This is a genomic window from Kosakonia sp. YIM B13571 (genome assembly GCF_042788095.1).
Taxonomy (GTDB): domain Bacteria; phylum Pseudomonadota; class Gammaproteobacteria; order Enterobacterales; family Enterobacteriaceae; genus Kosakonia; species Kosakonia quasisacchari.
This window is the reverse complement of record NZ_JBHZPL010000012.1, coordinates 1-16566: the sequence shown is the minus strand read 5'-3', so window position 1 is coordinate 16566 and position 16566 is coordinate 1. Positions and strand designations below refer to the sequence as shown.

Sequence of the window (16566 nt, the reverse complement as noted above, 5' to 3'; positions counted from 1 at the left end):
GGATATTCACTATATAGATCTGCGTGCGCGGGCTAACGATAAATACCAAATATCAATGTGCAGGAAATAACTAAGACATATAAAAAAGCCCTTCACAAGGAAGGGCTTCGCAATACTACTGGTCGGTTTTCTTTTTCGCCGCGCGTTTTGCTTTGGTCGCGGCGGCGATTTTTTGTGTTTTCGCCGACGGCTTTTTGGCTTTTTTCGAATTCCCTTTTCCGCCTTCACTCCGGAAAGCACTGTCTGGCTCGAAATTCACTTTTTTGTTCATCTGGCGGCGCGGCGGCTTTTTAGCAGAGCCGTTTTTGCCTGGCGTACCTTTCTTCGCTTTTTCACGCTCGGTTTTACCCACGTTACGCGGGCTGCGTTCGCTGGAGATCAGCGAGAAGTCGATCTTACGCTCATCCATATTGACCGCTTCGACTTTCACCTGCACCCGGTCACCGAGGCGATAAGTTTGTCCACCGGATTCGCCAATCAGGCGCTGGCCGATCTGATCAAAGCGGTAATAGTCGTTATCCAGCGAGGAGACATGCACCAGCCCGTCGATAAACAGATCATCGAGACGTACGAAGAAACCAAAGCCAGTAACACTGGCGATAACGCCAGGGAAAGTGTTACCAACCTGATCCTGCATAAAGTCGCATTTCAGCCAGTCCGAAACATCACGAGTGGCTTCATCAGCGCGGCGTTCGGTCATCGAACAGTGTTGCCCCAGTTGCAGCACCTCTTCCATGCTGTAGTGCCAGCCGCCGGTTTCGGTGCTGTTGCCCTTCAGCCCCTGCTCTTTTGCCAGTAAATATTTAATGGCGCGGTGCAGCGATAAGTCCGGATAGCGGCGAATCGGCGAAGTGAAGTGCGCGTAAGATTGCAGCGCCAGGCCGAAGTGCCCACGGTTTTCCGGATCATAAATCGCCTGTTTCATCGAGCGCAGCAGCATGGTTTGCAGCATTTCGTGATCCGGACGATCGGCAATCGATTCCAGTAGCTCGGCGTAGTCGCGCGGCTCCGGTTTGTTACCGCCCGGCAGCTCCAGACCCAGCTCAGCAAGCACGGAACGGAACGCAGTGATCGCATCGGTGGTCGGTTTATCGTGAATACGGAACAGGGCCGGCTCGTTGGCTTTCTCCACAAAACGCGCCGCGGAGATGTTGGCGAGGATCATGCACTCTTCAATTAGCTTGTGCGCATCGTTACGCTGAGTCTGCTCAATACGCTCAATGCGACGCTCGGCGTTGAAGATAAACTTCGCTTCTTCGCTCTCAAACGAGATGCCACCGCGCTCAGCACGCGCCTGATCGAGCACTTTATACAGGTTATGCAGCTCTTCGATGTGTTTCACCAGCGGCGCATACTGCTCACGCAGTTCCTGATCGCCTTGCAGCATATGCCACACTTTGGTGTACGTCAGACGCGCATGGGAACTCATTACTGCTTCGTAGAATTTAAAGCCGGTTAAGCGCCCTTTTGTGGAAATGGTCATTTCACAGACCATGCACAGGCGATCCACTTGCGGGTTCAGCGAGCACAAGCCGTTCGACAACACTTCCGGCAACATCGGCACCACTTGCGACGGGAAATAAACCGACGTGCCACGGTTGCGGGCTTCGTTATCAAGTGCAGTGCCGTGACGCACGTAGTAGCTCACATCGGCAATCGCCACCCATAAGCGCCAGCCGCCACCGCGTTTCTTCTCGCAGAAAACGGCATCGTCAAAGTCGCGGGCGTCTTCGCCATCAATGGTCACCAGCGGTAGATCGCGCAAATCCACGCGTCCCACTTTGGCTTCTTCCGGCACTTGCTCTTTTAGTCCGGCGACCTGTTTCTCTACTTCTGGCGGCCACTGATACGGGATTTCATGGGTGCGCAGTGCCATATCGACAGCCATGCCGGTACCCATATTGTCGCCCAGCACCTCGACGACTTTACCGATCGCTTTGGTGCGGCGAGTTGGACGTTGCGTCAGCTCAACGACTACCACAAAGCCCATGCGCGCACCCATAACCTCTTCAGGCGGGATAAGAATATCGAAACTCATGCGGCTATCATCCGGCACGACAAAACCGACGCCTGCGTCAGTAAAGTAGCGGCCGACGATCTGCCCGGTTTTCGGCACCAGCACACGTACGATGCGCGCTTCACGGCGGCCTTTGCGATCGGCACCCAGCGGTTGCGCCAGCACCTGATCACCGTGAATACACATTTTCATCTGCTCGCTGGAGAGATAAAGATCGTCTTTGCGACCTTCAACGCGCAGAAAACCATAGCCGTCGCGGTGACCAATCACCACGCCTTTGAGTAGATCGAGACGTTCCGGTAAGGCGTAACATTGACGGCGGGTAAAGACTAATTGCCCGTCGCGCTCCATGGCGCGCAGACGGCGGCGCAGCGCTTCTTGCTGCTCTTCACCTTCGATATTGAGTTCGATAGCCAGTTCGTCCCGGTTGGCAGGTTTTTCGCGTTTGGCTAAGTGATCGAGGATGAATTCGCGGCTGGGAATGGGGTTGGTATATTTTTCAGATTCGCGTTCGAGGAAAGGATCTTGTGACATTGCGGTTCCTCCATTGTCAGCTCTGGTGGAAATTTTCGTCATTCCACCAGCAATAATTTGTAAAGCGGTTGATTCTCTTCAACCAAATCGGCCAGCGTATAGTTATCCAGCTCTTTGAGAAAACTTTGCACGGCTTTAGCAAGCGCCTTTTTCAGGCGACAGGCACTGGTAATGTGACAAAACTCGCTGCTGCAATTGACCAGCGCCAACGGCTCCAGCGAGCGGACAACATCACCGATACGAATATCCTGCGCGGGTTTCCCCAAGCGGATCCCACCGTTTTTCCCCCGCACGGCCGCGACGTAGCCTTCACGGCTCAGCTGATTGATTATCTTGACCATATGATTACGGGACACGCCATACGTTTCTGTGACTTCAGTAATGTTGGTCATTTGTCCTGCCGGCAGCGACGCCATGTAAATCAAGGCCCGCAAACCGTAATCGGTAAAGCTTGTTAACTGCACATCAACCTCATAAAAGGGAAAAGATGAGATACCCGCAGGTATTGACACTATTGATGATAAACCAGCCACCAGTCAGGTCGCTAATTTATTTGAATGGAAGGGTGAAAAAAGCGAAGAAAAAGGGCGCGATTTACGCGCCCTTGAACACTATTACGCGTCGAACGGATCGCGCAGGATCATGGTTTCAGTACGATCCGGCCCGGTGGAGATAATGTCGATCGGCACACCGGTAAGTTCTTCAATGCGTTTGATGTAATTCAGCGCCGCCTGCGGCAGACCGCTGCGATCTTTTACACCAAAGGTCGATTCAGACCAGCCAGGCATGGTTTCGTAAATCGGCTCGATACCTTCCCAGTTATCAGCCGCCAGCGGCGTGGTGGTCACTTCGCGGCCATCCGGCATGCGGTAAGCAACGCAGATTTTCACCTCTTTCAGACCGTCCAGCACGTCCAGCTTGGTCAGGCAGAAGCCAGACAGGGAGTTGATCTGCACTGCGCGGCGCACAGCAACCGCGTCCAGCCAGCCAGTACGACGACGACGACCAGTCGTTGCGCCATATTCGTTACCCTGCTTGCAGAGGAACTCACCGATATCATCGAACAACTCGGTCGGGAACGGGCCTGCGCCCACACGCGTGGAGTAAGCTTTGATGATGCCGAGTACGTAATCCACGTAACGCGGGCCAAGACCAGAACCGGTCGCTACACCACCAGCGGTAGTGTTGGAGGAGGTCACGTACGGATAGGTACCGTGATCGATATCCAGCAGCGTACCCTGTGCGCCTTCGAACATCACGAAATCGCCGCGTTTACGCGCTTGATCCAGCAGATCGGAAACGTCCACAACCATTGCCGTCAGGATGTCGGCAATCGCCATGACATCATCCAGCACTTTCTGGTAGTCAACCGCTTCCACTTTGTAGAAATTCACCAACTGGAAGTTGTGATATTCCATCACTTCTTTCAGTTTGTCGGCGAAAGTGGCTTTATCGAACAAATCTCCAACGCGCAGACCGCGACGAGCAACTTTATCTTCGTATGCCGGGCCAATACCGCGACCGGTAGTACCGATAGCTTTCGCACCGCGCGCTTTTTCACGCGCCACGTCCAGCGCCACATGATAATCAAGGATTAACGGGCATGCTTCAGAGAGCAGCAGACGTTCGCGAACCGGGATACCACGGTCTTCCAGTTCTTTCATCTCTTTCATCAGCGCAGCGGGAGACAGCACAACGCCGTTACCGATAATGCTGGTGACGTTTTCGCGAAGAATGCCTGATGGAATAAGATGGAGGACGGTTTTTTCACCGTTGATTACGAGAGTATGGCCTGCGTTGTGACCGCCCTGGTAACGTACAACATATTTAGCCCGTTCAGTCAGAAGATCAACGATCTTCCCTTTACCTTCGTCACCCCATTGGGTGCCCAGTACGACGACGTTGTTACCCATTTTTCAAAATCACCGTTTGCTTAAAAATGGATTCTACCACCGCTTTTTTTCAGATTCAGCACTTTTTCTGTGCAAAAATGCCCAAAGAACGCCTGATTTCCCTCAGCCAATCGTTTTCCTCAACATGTAGTAGATAACGACACCCGCGACCACAAGCCCACCGCCAAATCGACGCAAAAGATGGTCCGGCAACAGGCTCAGAGAGGCAATCATACGCCGCCAGGCACGCGGATAAAGCATCGGCCCAAGCCCTTCCAGTACCAAAACCAGCGCCAGAGCGAGCCAGATTGTCGAATTCATTGCTGATCCTTATAAACACAAAACCACCGCCGGGAAAGGCGGTGGTTTTTACGATGAAAACCGCAGGTTATCTTAACGGGTCGCGGAAGTCGGCGTCTTCATGTAGCGGAAGAAATCGCTATCCGGGCTGAGCACCATCACATCCTGGTTGCTCTGGAAGCTGCTTTCATATGCACGCAGGCTGCGAATAAAGGCATAGAAGTCCGGATCCTGGCTGAATGCATCAGCAAACAGTTTCGCCGCTTCAGCATCACCCTCACCGCGCAGAATACGTCCCTGGCGCTCAGATTCTGCGAGCGTTTTAGTAACTTCGTAATCCGCTGTGGCACGGAGTTTTTCCGCTTCTTCCTGACCCTGTGAACGGTGGCGACGGGCAACCGCTTCACGCTCGGCGCGCATACGGTTGTAAATCGCATCCGACACTTCAGTCGGCAGGTTGATCTGCTTAATACGCACATCAACCACTTCAATACCTAACGCCGCCATACTGTTCGGGTTGATAACCGGCACTTTACCGTTGGTTTCAGCCTGAACTCGCTCAGCCGCTTTCGCGATGGCGTCATCGGCAGCAGGCGTCGACACTTCGTCTTCTGTACCCGCAGAACCCGAATTCAGCGCATCGCGTACTTCGAGCGTCAAACGACCGCGAGAATCGGTAACGATGTCTTTTACGTCCAGACGACCGATTTCAGAGCGCAGACGGTCAGAGAACTTACGTTTCAGCAGAACTTCCGCCTGGGAGACGTCACCGCCGCCGGTCGCCAGATAATAACGACTGAAATCGCTGATACGCCATTTGATGTAGGAGTCGACGATCAGGTCTTTTTTCTCTTTGGTCACAAAGCGGTCTGCCTGGTTATCCATCGTCTGGATACGCGCGTCAAGCAGCTTAACCGACTCAATAAACGGCAATTTGAAATGCAGGCCCGGCGCATAAACCAACGGCTTGTTTTCATCATCACGCAGCACTTTACCAAAGCGCAGCGAGATCCCGCGCTCGCCTTCTTTCACCACAAAAATAGAGGTGTAGAGCACTACCAGCACGATGATGATGATCGCGATAACTGATTTACGCATCGTTATTCCCCCTGACGCTGGTAGTCGTTACGCTGCGCGTTCACGCGGCGTTGGTCCATGATATCTCCCGCAGACGTTGCGGGGGCGCTGTTTGCGCTGCTACCGGAGCTGGACGCTGGCGGCAGGCGCAGCAAGTTATTTGCGCCACTGTTGTCACTCTTTGCCGCAGGCGCGGCGTTGCCGCCTTTCAGCATCTGATCCAGCGGCAGAACCATCAGGTTGCCACCTTTATCGTTAACCAGCACTTTGCGGGTATGGCTCAGCACTTTTTCCATGGTTTCGATATACAGACGCTCACGGGTAATTTCCGGTGCAGCTTTGTATTCCGGCAGGAGCTTAGCAAAGCGCGCCACTTCACCCTGTGCTTCCAGGATAGTTTGCGTTTTATACGCGCGCGCCTCTTCGAGGATACGCTGCGCCTGACCGTTCGCGCGCGGCTGAACTTCGTTGGTATAAGCTTCGGCTTCACGGATGTACTGCTGCTCGTTTTCACGGGCGGCAATTGCATCATCAAACGCAGCTTTCACCTCTTCCGGCGGACGAGCAGCCTGGAAGTTAACGTCTAACAAGGTAATCCCCATGTTATACGGACGAATGGTCTCTTCCAGCTCACGCTGGGTATCGCTACGAATAACGGTACGGCCTTCGGTCAGAATACGATCCATAGTGTATTTACCGATAACGCCGCGCAGCGCGCTGTCCGTGGCCTGACGCAGGCTGTCGTCGGCGCTGGTAACGCTAAACAGATAGCGCTCAGGATCGGTGACGCGGTACTGCACGTTCATTTCAACGCGCACGACGTTTTCATCAGACGTCAACATCACGCCAGATGCCGCCAGTTCACGAACGGATTCCACGTTTACTGGGGTCACGTTATCGATAAAGGTCGGTTTCCAGTTCAAACCCGGTTCGACCAAATGGCTGAACTTGCCAAAGCGAGTTACAACACCACGTTCCGCTTCTTTAATGGTGTAGAACCCGGTCGCAGCCCATATAATAACGATCGCGGCGGCAACGATACCCACAACGCGCCCGCCAACCTGGCCGCGCGGGCCTGAGGAACCTGGATTACCACCGGTTCCTTTACCACCGCCCAGACCACCGAGTTTCTTACTCAGTTTACGGAAAATATCATCCAGATCAGGTGGCCCCTGATCGCGACCGCCTTTGTTTCCATTTCCCTCAGAGTTGCCGCCTGGTTTGCTGCTTCCCCACGGGTCGCGGTCCTGTCCGTTGTTACCGGGCTGATTCCACGCCATGTATGTGCTCCATATTTATTTGCGGTGTATACCCGGCCTTTGGCGGGCACCCCCAAAGGGGAAAAACCTTCAGACTGCCGGTCAAACGACGTACTCTTCGAGTGCCGGTTCTTGTTTACAGAGTCGACGCCAGTCGACGATCGGCATACGCACCTGCATACCTACGCTGCCATCGTCTTCCATCCACTCTTTTTCTATTGCCTGAAGCTGGTAAAACCGACTTCTCAGACGCCCTTCCTGCGGAGGTAATCGCAGCGTATGCTGCGCCACCTCACCCGCAAGGCGCTCCGTCAAAGCCTGGAATAACAGTGGTACACCAACCCCTGTCTGCGCAGAAAGCCAGACACGGATCGGTTTGTTTTCTTCATCCCGGTCGATACGCGGTTCAAAATCGTCCAGCACATCGATTTTGTTCATCACCAACAGCGTTGAGATATCGTGCGCGTCGATCTCTTCCAGCACGGTGTTCACTGCCTCGATGTTTTCCTGCACTCGCACATCGGCGGCATCAATCACATGCAGCAATAGTGTCGCCTGGCGCGTCTCCTGCAAGGTTGCTTTAAACGCGGCAACCAAATCGTGTGGCAAGTGGCGAATAAACCCTACCGTATCTGCCAGTACCGTTTCGCCGACATCTGCGACATCAATACGACGCAGGGTCGGATCGAGGGTGGCGAACAATTGATCGGCCGCGTAAACCTGCGCTTCCGTTATCTGGTTAAACAGCGTGGATTTACCGGCGTTGGTGTATCCCACCAGCGAGACCGTTGGAATATCGGCTTTCGTGCGAGAACGACGCCCCTGCTCACGCTGCTTTTCAACCTTTTCGAGGCGCGAAAGGATCTGAGTAATGCGATTACGCAACAAACGACGGTCGGTTTCGAGCTGGGTTTCACCCGGACCGCGCAAACCAATGCCGCCCTTTTGTCGTTCAAGGTGGGTCCAGCCACGCACAAGGCGTGTCGCCAGATGGCGCAACTGCGCCAGCTCAACTTGCAATTTCCCCTCATGCGTACGCGCACGTTGGGCAAAAATATCTAATATCAAACCCGTGCGATCGATTACACGACATTCGCACAGTCTCTCCAGGTTACGTTCCTGGGCTGGGGTTAGCGCATGATCAAAGAGCACAACAGAAGCACCCGCAGATTTTACGGCATCCGCAATTTCAACTGCTTTACCTTCACCAACAAAATATTTTGGATGCGGTGCTTTACGGCTACCGGTAATCACCTGCATTGCTTCGACACCGGCGGAAGAGACCAGAGATTCAAACTCCTGGAGGTCTTCCATATCTTTGTCTTGCGAAAAATAGATGTGTACCAGTACCGCCTGCTCACCGGCGTCATAACGGTCAAACAAGCGTAAACCCTCATAAAATACCAGCGGGGAACACAGCTTTACTGGCTCCCCGATCTGGAAAATCAGCCGTCAACCTTACTCGGTCTCTTCGCCTTCCTGCTGTGCAGAGCCCTGCGCGTTGCTACCGTGATGGTAGTTACTGCTGGTACCGCCGCCGGCATTGTTGCTGTGATGAGAAACCGGACGAGATGGAACAACAGTTGAAATCGCGTGCTTATAGACCATCTGACTGACCGTGTTTTTCAACAGGATCACGAACTGATCGAAAGACTCAATTTGCCCTTGCAGCTTAATACCATTCACCAAATAAATTGAAACTGGAACACGTTCCCGACGCAGTGCGTTCAGGAACGGATCTTGTAAAGATTGCCCCTTAGCCATTCTATCTTTTCCTTATATGCTTGTTTTGTACTTAGAACCCGTAAGTTCTGAAAACTGCGTAAAAATTTGCGCGCCATACGACTTAATTGTACACATTCACCCTGCGATAGCACTAACAACCTGTAGCACGTCACGGTAAGACTTTTCTGGCTTTTCACTCTCTAGCCAGTGAACGCCATCCCAGCCCCGCAACCAGGTTATCTGCCGCTTGGCTAACTGCCTCGTCGCGCAAATACCTCGATAAACCATTTCATCGTATGAAATTTCGCCTTCAATGTATGACCACATCTGGCGGTATCCCACACAACGAATGGAAGGCATATCCGTATGCAAATCACCGCGAGCAAAAAGCGCCCGCACTTCTGCTTCAAAACCTGAAGCCAACATCTGATGAAAACGCTGCTCGATTCGTTGATGGAGCAGTTCACGGCTCGCCGGGGCGATGGCGAACTGATGCACCTGGTAAGGCAGAGCGTCTCCTGACGTTTGCGTCAGATCCGTTAAAGTTTTACCCGAAATGAAAAAAACTTCCAGTGCCCGGGAAAGCCTTTGCGGATCATTTGGATGAATCCGCGCTGCCGCAACGGGGTCGATCTCCCGTAACTGCTGATGCAACGCTTCCCATCCACGCTCTGCCGCCTGTTTTTCAATATCTGCTCGCACTTGCGCGTCTGCTGACGGCAGGGGCGATAAACCTTCCAGCAGCGCCTTAAAATAGAGCATCGTACCGCCAACCAGCAGAGGAATACGCCCTGCATCGGTTATCTCTTTCATCTGGACCAGCGCATCGCGGCGAAAATCAGCAGCGGAATACGCTAACGCCGGATCGAGAATATCCAACAACCGATGTGGCGCAGCTTGTAGCTCTTCCGCGCTCGGCTTGGCGGTACCAATATCCATTCCACGATAAATAAGGGCTGAATCTACGCTTATCAACTCTACTGGCAAAACTTTACGAAGCTCAATAGCTAATGCAGTTTTGCCGGAGGCCGTCGGCCCCATCAAAAAAATAGCCTTCGGCAGGCCAGCCTTACTCACTTCACTCATTTTTCAGGGCGTTCATCGCCGTTTGTAAATCAACAGGTTGTAATAAACCATCCGGCGGGGTCTTCACCAGATGCGGACAAAGCCGTTCAACATCGGCAAGCAGGGTTATCGCCTGCGCCACACTCCATTGGGGATGTTCACTCGCCAGTTGGCGCGCCAGCCAGTGAGCAATATTCACCGCATCAATGCTTGTCTGCTGCGCCAGGTAGCCTATCAGAGCGGGAATCAAGATTTGTAAATTTTGTTGGCGCAAGGGTAAAGGCACTGCGCGAATGGTCACGTGTTGGCCATCGGGAACAAATTCGATGCCCATTTCCGCAAGCACTGTCTGGGCACGCTTCAATACCGCGCTCTCTTGCGCTGAGATTTTTAAACGCACCGGAATTAACAACGGCTGACCGCAGGCAGGCGCGTGGTCAGGCGACAGCTGTGCATGGCGCAACCAGCGTTCAGCAACCGGCAGCGCCAGTAACGCCAGTTTTCCGTCACGCTCAAGTAGCGCGAAGTGCGGTGCAATAAGCGTCAATACACGACCGAAACTCTGGCTGTGCCCGTCCAATGCCGGAGCTGCGGGCTTCGATTTTTCAGCTTTACGCTCAGCAACGGGAGTTTCCAGCAATTGCCGATAGAGCGCCCCTTGCTGTTTCTGATAACCCGGCTGCGCGTTTGGCCACGGCTGAGCACCTGCGGTACTGTTACGCGCGCCCTCAGACGGGGCAGGAGAAGATGTTGAAAAACGCGGCGCTTGCGGCTCGCGAGCAATTAAAGGTTCGGCAAACTGGTTACGCCCTGCCGCCACGCGATTTTCCGGCAGCGCCCTTGGGCCAGGATCTTCAGAAAGCGGTAGCGGTGTTTCCATCTGCTGTTGCAGCACACTCACCACGCCCTGGTAGATGAAATCATGCACCAGGCGCGACTGATGAAAACGCACTTCATGTTTTGCTGGATGCACATTCACATCCACTTGATGCGGATCGATTTCCAGATAGAGCACAAACGCTGGCTGCTGATCCGCACCCAGCTTATCTTCACACGCTTGGCGAATGGCGTGATTGATCAGCCGATCGCGCATCATGCGGCCATTGACATAGCAATATTGGATTTCAGCGAAAGCACTGGAAGTCGTTTTGGGATCGGCCACCCAGCCGCGTAACGCTAAGTCACCATGCTGCCACTCAATGGCCAGCGCCTGCTCTAAAAATGCCGTACCGCAAATAGCGCCAAGGCGGCGCTCTTTCTGTCCCCCTTCAGCAACGGCACGGTACTGACGCACCAGTTTACCGTTGTGGTTGAGGTTAAGGGTGACATCAAAACGCGCTAGCGCGATGCGGCGGATCACTTCATCAATATGGCCGAACTCGGTTTTTTCCGTGCGCATAAATTTGCGCCGCGCCGGCGTGTTGTAAAACAGATCCAACACTTCGAGCGTCGTGCCCACCGGGTGCGCAGCGGGTTTCACCGTCACCGCCATCTCGCGCCCTTCGGCGTAAGCCTGCCAGGCTTCTTGCTGTTCGGCCGTGCGGGAAGTCAATGTTAAGCGGGAAACAGAGCTGATACTCGCCAGCGCTTCACCGCGAAAACCGAGGCTAATGATCGCTTCCAGGTCATCCAGAGAAGCGATTTTGCTGGTAGCGTGACGCGCCAGCGCCAGCGCCAGCTCCTCTTTTTTGATGCCAACACCGTTATCACGGATACGAATCAATTTTGCGCCGCCGCGTTCGATATCGATATCAATACGCGTAGCGCCAGCATCAAGGCTGTTTTCCACTAACTCTTTCACCACCGACGCAGGGCGCTCAACCACTTCGCCCGCAGCGATCTGGTTCGCAAGCTGTGGCGGTAAAACCTGTATCGGCATGAAAAAATCCTTAGTTGAGCAGCCCGTTAGCAGATGAGCCCGCGCTGGCAGTTTGCCCGCCGCTCTGCGGTGCGGATTGCAACGGATGTGCGAGGAAATAGTTACGCAACCCACCGTAAATCGCTTCGGCAATTTGCTGCTGGTAGTCATCGCTTCCCAGTAGCCGCTCTTCGCTACTGTTACTGATAAAACCGGTTTCTACCAGCACAGACGGAATATCCGGCGAGCGTAGAACGCCAAGGCTGGCATGTTCCGGGCGGCGTTTATGCAATGCACCGATGCGCTGAAGCTGGCTGAGCATACTGGTGGCGACATCATAGCCGACACGCTGGGAATGGCCGAACTGTAAATCCAGCACCGCCTGGCTCAGATAAGGGTCAGACTGGCTATTTGCCAGTACATCACCCGCACCGCCGAGCAGCTCGGACTGTTTCTCATGCTGCTCCAGCCAGCCTGCCATTTCACTGTTTGCACGGCGGTTCGACAGCACCCATACCGACGCACCCGTCGCATCACGGTTAGGCGCAGCATCTGCATGAATCGAAACAAGAAAGTTTGCATTCTGCTTACGCGCCACGTCTGAGCGGCCCATCACCGAAATAAAGTAATCACCATCGCGCGTCATGACCGGTTTGAACATGGGATCACCATTCAGTAACGCCCGCAGTTTCCGTGCGATAGAGATAGTGACGTTTTTCTCCTGCGTTCCACCTGCGCCAATCGCGCCGGGATCCTGGCCGCCGTGCCCGGCATCGATGGCAATCACTACTTTATCGCCAGAAGCCGCACGCGACTGCACCGCAGGCCGCGTGATGGTGTTACTGCTGGTGACGCTGGTGATGCGATCGTTTTCGCCTTTAAACGGATTACGCCCCGGAGCCGTTTGTTGCGGCATAGCCGCCGGGGTTTCGGCTCGTTTCACCACTACTTTTGGCGGCGGTGGAGGCGGAGGAACGTCGGCGTCGATAGTAAAGACCACCGTGTAGCCCGCACCGCTTTGCTGTTTCACGGCGCGAGTTTTACCGTTCTGCGTCAGATCCACCACCAACCGAATCGACTGGTTATCCTGCGCGGTACCGGCCCGAATGCTTCTCACCAGATTGTTGCCACTGAACTGCAGCGGCAATCCCTGAATCACGCCGGTCTGTTTAATATCCAGCGCAACGCTGCGTTTACCCTGCTGAGAAAACGAATAGTCAGGATCGCCCATGAAACTGAAGGTAATACGCGCCTGGCTATCGCCATTCGACACCTGAATATCCGCTAAACTCGCCGCACTCACCTGCGTACACAACAGTAACAACGCGAGTGCCAACCAACTTTTCACGCGACAGATCATTCCGTCATCCTTCCGGTTAACCGGCCATACGTGCCAGTAACGAATCGCCAGATGAGGATACAGCGCTAATGCGCGCCTCACGCCCCTGCGCCTGATAATCTAAATGGATTTCGACATCCGGGTCAGGCAGTACACCCGCACCTTGTTGCGGCCACTCGACCAGGCAAATCGCATCGTTGGCAAAATAATCACGGATCCCCATAAATTCCAGCTCCTCCGGGTCCGCAAGGCGGTACAAATCGAAGTGATACACCATTAATTTATCGAGCGTGTAAGGTTCAACCAGTGTGTAAGTCGGGCTTTTGACGTTGCCGTTATGGCCTAAAGCCTGCAGAAATCCCCGGCTAAAGGTGGTTTTACCTGCACCAAGATCGCCATATAAATAAATCACTGTCGCGCCGTCGCAGGCCTGCGCCACACGCTTGCCGAGATCCAGTGTTGATTGCTCGTCAGGTAAAGGAATAACTCGATTAATCATCTTCTGTTTCAATTACATCCGGGTTAACAACACGCAACAGCGTGCTAAAAAGATCGGTTGCCAGCATACCGCGCTGGCCGTACTGTGCCGCGAGGCGGTCGGCTGCCGCGCCGTGCGCGACACATCCGGCGCAGGCCGCATCATACAGACTCAATTTTTGCCCCAGTAGCGAACCAATAATGCCTGACAGCACATCGCCCATTCCGCCACTTGCCATCCCGGCGTTACCGGCATCAATAATGCCCGTTTCGCCTTCGTCGCTCGCGATAACCGTACCCGCACCTTTCAGCACGACAACACCTGCGTAACGTTGTACCAGACGCCGGGCGGAAAGTAAGCGGTCGCTTTCAATTTCCGCCACGCTACAGTTAAGCAAGCGAGCGGCTTCGCCGGGGTGTGGCGTTAAAACGCGATTGTGACGTTTATCGGGATTGATTGCCAGAAGGTTCAGCGCATCCGCATCCCATAACATCGGTTTGCGAAAATTTTCCACTTTCTGTAGCGCCTTTTTACCCCACTCCTGTTGCCCAAGACCGGGGCCGATGACCACCACATCCGCCCATTCAAGGCTCTCATCCAGTGACTCGGCGGTGAGTTCGTGCACCATCAACTCCGGGCGCGCGGTAATAATGGGCGGGATATTCTCACTACGCGTCAGTACCCGCACCAGGCCTGCGCCTGCGCGCAACGCGGCCTCTCCCGCCATGCGCACCGCGCCTGCCGTTCCGCGATCGCCGCCGATAATCACCAGCCGCCCGAAATCGCCTTTATGCGAAGTAGGACGCCGTGGCGTAAACCACTGGGTAAGCAGGCTGGCATCAAAACGGGAAATAGACGTTTGCTGGGCTGAAAGCCAGGCGTCCAACCCCAGCGCATGGTGATGTAATTGACCAACCACATCACGCGCTTTGCCCGTTAGCAAACCGGGTTTAAGGGCGATAAACGTTACCGTATGACGCGCCTGCATCACCGCACCAGCGGCCGCACCGGTTTGCGCATTCAGGCCAGAGGGAATATCCAGCGCCAGCACGGGAGCCAGGTGAGCATTGGCATGATCAATAAGCGCCGCCACATCATCGCGCGGCGCACTGGTAAGCCCGGTACCAAGCAGCCCATCAATAATGAGATCAACCTGTTCCGGCCACAAAACGTCAGCCGCATGGATCTCGCCGCCCGCGTTCAGCCATGCATCGCGTGCCTGTGCTGCCTCTTCCGGCAGCGGTTTGTTGCCTTCCAGCGCCAGCAACGTCACGGAAAGCCCCGCCGCTGCGGCTAAACGCGCCACCACATAGCCGTCGCCACCGTTATTGCCGTGGCCGCAAAGCACGAGCCAGCAGCGCGCATCAGGAAACTGTTCCCGCGCAATGTTGAACGCCGCTTCTCCCGCGCGCTGCATCAGTTCATAAAGCGTAATGCCGAGGCTATCTGCCGCCTCTTTTTCAGCGCACCTGAGGTCCTCAGCAGGCCAGACAGAGTGTGGTATACTTGCTGCGATTTTCTTCATTGTATGGTCCGTCATGTCAGAACCCCTCGATCTCAATCATTTAGCGCAACAAATCAAACAGTGGGGCACTGAACTGGGTTTTCAGCAGGTCGGTATTACCGATACCGATCTCAGCGCCAGCGAACCTGCGCTACAGGCATGGCTGGATAAACAATATCACGGTGAGATGGAGTGGATGGCGCGTCACGATATGATGCGCGCCCGCCCCCACGAGCTTCTCCCCGGCACGCTGCGCGTTATCAGCGTGCGAATGAACTACCTTCCCGCACAAGCGGCCTTTGCCAGCACGTTGAAAAACCCGGCGCTCGGGTATGTCAGCCGTTATGCGCTGGGTCGCGATTACCATAAGCTGCTGCGTAATCGATTAAAAAAACTCGGCGAGATGATCCAGCAGCAATGTGCTTCGCTGAATTTTAGACCTTTTGTCGATTCTGCGCCCATTCTTGAACGCCCGCTGGCGGAAAAAGCCGGGCTTGGCTGGACAGGTAAGCACTCACTCATCTTGAGCCGAGACGCAGGCTCGTTCTTTTTCCTCGGCGAGTTATTGGTCGATTTACCGCTGCCCATCGACCAACCGGTAGAAGAAGGCTGTGGCCGCTGTGTGGCCTGCATGACCATCTGCCCGACCGGCGCGATTGTCGAACCTTACACGGTTGATGCCCGGCGCTGCATTTCTTATCTCACCATTGAACTGGAAGGCGCTATCCCTGAAGAGTTTCGTCCGCTGATAGGCAACCGTATCTACGGCTGCGACGATTGTCAGTTGATCTGCCCGTGGAACCGCTTCTCTCAGCTAACCGACGAAGAGGATTTTAGCCCGCGTAAAGCGCTACACGCCCCAGAGTTGATTGAACTGTTCAGCTGGACCGAGGCGTATTTTTTGAAAGTCACTGAGGGTTCGGCCATCCGCCGCATTGGTCATTTGCGCTGGCTGAGAAATATCGCCGTTGCGCTGGGGAATGCGCCGTGGGATGCAGCCAATATTCAGGCACTGGAGCAACGAATTGGTGAGCACCCACTTCTCGACGAACACATACAGTGGGCGATTGCGCAGCAAATTGAGAAGCGTAATGCCTGCAAAGTGGAAGTACAAACGTCGAAAAAACAACGGCTGGTGCGGGTGGTTGAAAAAGGGCTGCCGCGCGATGCCTGAGCCATCCACAGCTTGTGTATAAAATTAAAAACACATTACGATTCAACGTTCACAAAATCGTCAAGCGATCGCGTTAACAGTTTGAAATGTTATTTTCTTATTTATTTTCAATAAATTAAAATAAAACCGTTTGCTTATTGAAGTAATCGTTGTATTGCGAATGAAAGGCTCGCCTGTGGATAAGTCTGTTCACAAACGTTTAGCGAAGACAATAAAAAACGTCCCCAACGAGGAAACCCGCTGTGGATAATTTATTGGATTTGAAAATTTGGAGCGGGAAACGAGACTCGAACTCGCGACCCCGACCTTGGCAAGGTCGTGCTCTACCAACTGAGCTATTCCCG

Annotated in this window: 14 protein-coding genes; 1 reads left to right on the top strand and 13 read right to left on the bottom strand. The window is 54.1% G+C overall.

The annotated features are described in order from the left end of the window. Window positions 1–115 precede the first annotated feature (115 nt). The 13 genes from rnr to nnr all read right to left on the bottom strand — a co-directional run bounded on the left by rnr (window position 116) and on the right by nnr (window position 15084). Window positions 116–2551 (bottom strand): ribonuclease R, encoded by a 2436-nt coding sequence (gene rnr / locus ACFX4O_RS20685; RefSeq protein ID WP_131407231.1) that lies wholly within the window; start codon window positions 2549–2551, stop codon window positions 116–118. A gap of 38 nt (window positions 2552–2589) precedes the next feature. Continuing rightward, on the bottom strand, window positions 2590–3015 hold the full coding sequence (nsrR, locus tag ACFX4O_RS20680; RefSeq protein WP_017459165.1) for a nitric oxide-sensing transcriptional repressor NsrR: 426 nt from the start codon (window positions 3013–3015) through the stop codon (window positions 2590–2592). Window positions 3016–3165: 150 nt separating this feature from the next. Beyond that, window positions 3166–4464: an adenylosuccinate synthase gene (gene purA / locus ACFX4O_RS20675; RefSeq protein ID WP_017459166.1), complete on the bottom strand. Its 1299-nt coding sequence runs from the start codon at window positions 4462–4464 to the stop codon at window positions 3166–3168. A 102-nt stretch (window positions 4465–4566) separates the two neighbouring features. After that, window positions 4567–4764 (bottom strand): DUF2065 family protein, encoded by a 198-nt coding sequence (locus ACFX4O_RS20670; protein ID WP_017459167.1) that lies wholly within the window; start codon window positions 4762–4764, stop codon window positions 4567–4569. A 72-nt stretch (window positions 4765–4836) separates the two neighbouring features. Further along, window positions 4837–5841, bottom strand: a complete 1005-nt coding sequence (hflC, locus tag ACFX4O_RS20665; RefSeq protein WP_131407225.1) for a protease modulator HflC — start codon at window positions 5839–5841, stop codon at window positions 4837–4839. Between the two features lie 2 nt (window positions 5842–5843). Further along, window positions 5844–7100: an FtsH protease activity modulator HflK gene (hflK, locus tag ACFX4O_RS20660; protein WP_131407223.1), complete on the bottom strand. Its 1257-nt coding sequence runs from the start codon at window positions 7098–7100 to the stop codon at window positions 5844–5846. A gap of 81 nt (window positions 7101–7181) precedes the next feature. After that, window positions 7182–8462, bottom strand: coding sequence for a ribosome rescue GTPase HflX (gene hflX / locus ACFX4O_RS20655; protein WP_131407221.1), 1281 nt, complete (start codon window positions 8460–8462; stop codon window positions 7182–7184). A gap of 75 nt (window positions 8463–8537) precedes the next feature. After that, complete coding sequence (gene hfq / locus ACFX4O_RS20650) at window positions 8538–8843, bottom strand: RNA chaperone Hfq (protein WP_017459171.1); 306 nt, start codon at window positions 8841–8843, stop codon at window positions 8538–8540. 96 nt (window positions 8844–8939) lie between these two features. Beyond that, on the bottom strand, window positions 8940–9890 hold the full coding sequence (gene miaA, locus ACFX4O_RS20645; protein WP_131407219.1) for a tRNA (adenosine(37)-N6)-dimethylallyltransferase MiaA: 951 nt from the start codon (window positions 9888–9890) through the stop codon (window positions 8940–8942). Then, complete coding sequence (mutL, locus tag ACFX4O_RS20640) at window positions 9883–11748, bottom strand: DNA mismatch repair endonuclease MutL (RefSeq protein ID WP_380210981.1); 1866 nt, start codon at window positions 11746–11748, stop codon at window positions 9883–9885. Before mutL ends, miaA begins: the two co-directional genes overlap by 8 nt. Before the next feature lie 10 nt (window positions 11749–11758). Further along, window positions 11759–13087 carry an N-acetylmuramoyl-L-alanine amidase AmiB gene (gene amiB / locus ACFX4O_RS20635; RefSeq protein WP_380210979.1) on the bottom strand — a complete coding sequence of 443 codons (1329 nt, stop codon included), beginning with the start codon at window positions 13085–13087 and terminating at the stop codon, window positions 11759–11761. Window positions 13088–13103: 16 nt separating this feature from the next. Then, a complete protein-coding gene (tsaE, locus tag ACFX4O_RS20630; protein ID WP_017459175.1) occupies window positions 13104–13565 on the bottom strand; it encodes a tRNA (adenosine(37)-N6)-threonylcarbamoyltransferase complex ATPase subunit type 1 TsaE in 462 nt (153 codons plus the stop codon). Next, window positions 13558–15084, bottom strand: coding sequence for a bifunctional ADP-dependent NAD(P)H-hydrate dehydratase/NAD(P)H-hydrate epimerase (nnr, locus tag ACFX4O_RS20625; RefSeq protein ID WP_380210977.1), 1527 nt, complete (start codon window positions 15082–15084; stop codon window positions 13558–13560). Before nnr ends, tsaE begins: the two co-directional genes overlap by 8 nt. Here nnr and queG point away from each other — a divergent pair. Next, the gene (queG, locus tag ACFX4O_RS20620; protein ID WP_380210975.1) at window positions 15083–16222 is read left to right on the top strand and encodes a tRNA epoxyqueuosine(34) reductase QueG; all 1140 of its coding nucleotides are present in this window, start codon (window positions 15083–15085) and stop codon (window positions 16220–16222) included. The two genes, nnr and queG, sit on opposite strands and share 2 nt — an antisense overlap. The last annotated feature ends 344 nt before the right edge of the window (window positions 16223–16566 follow it).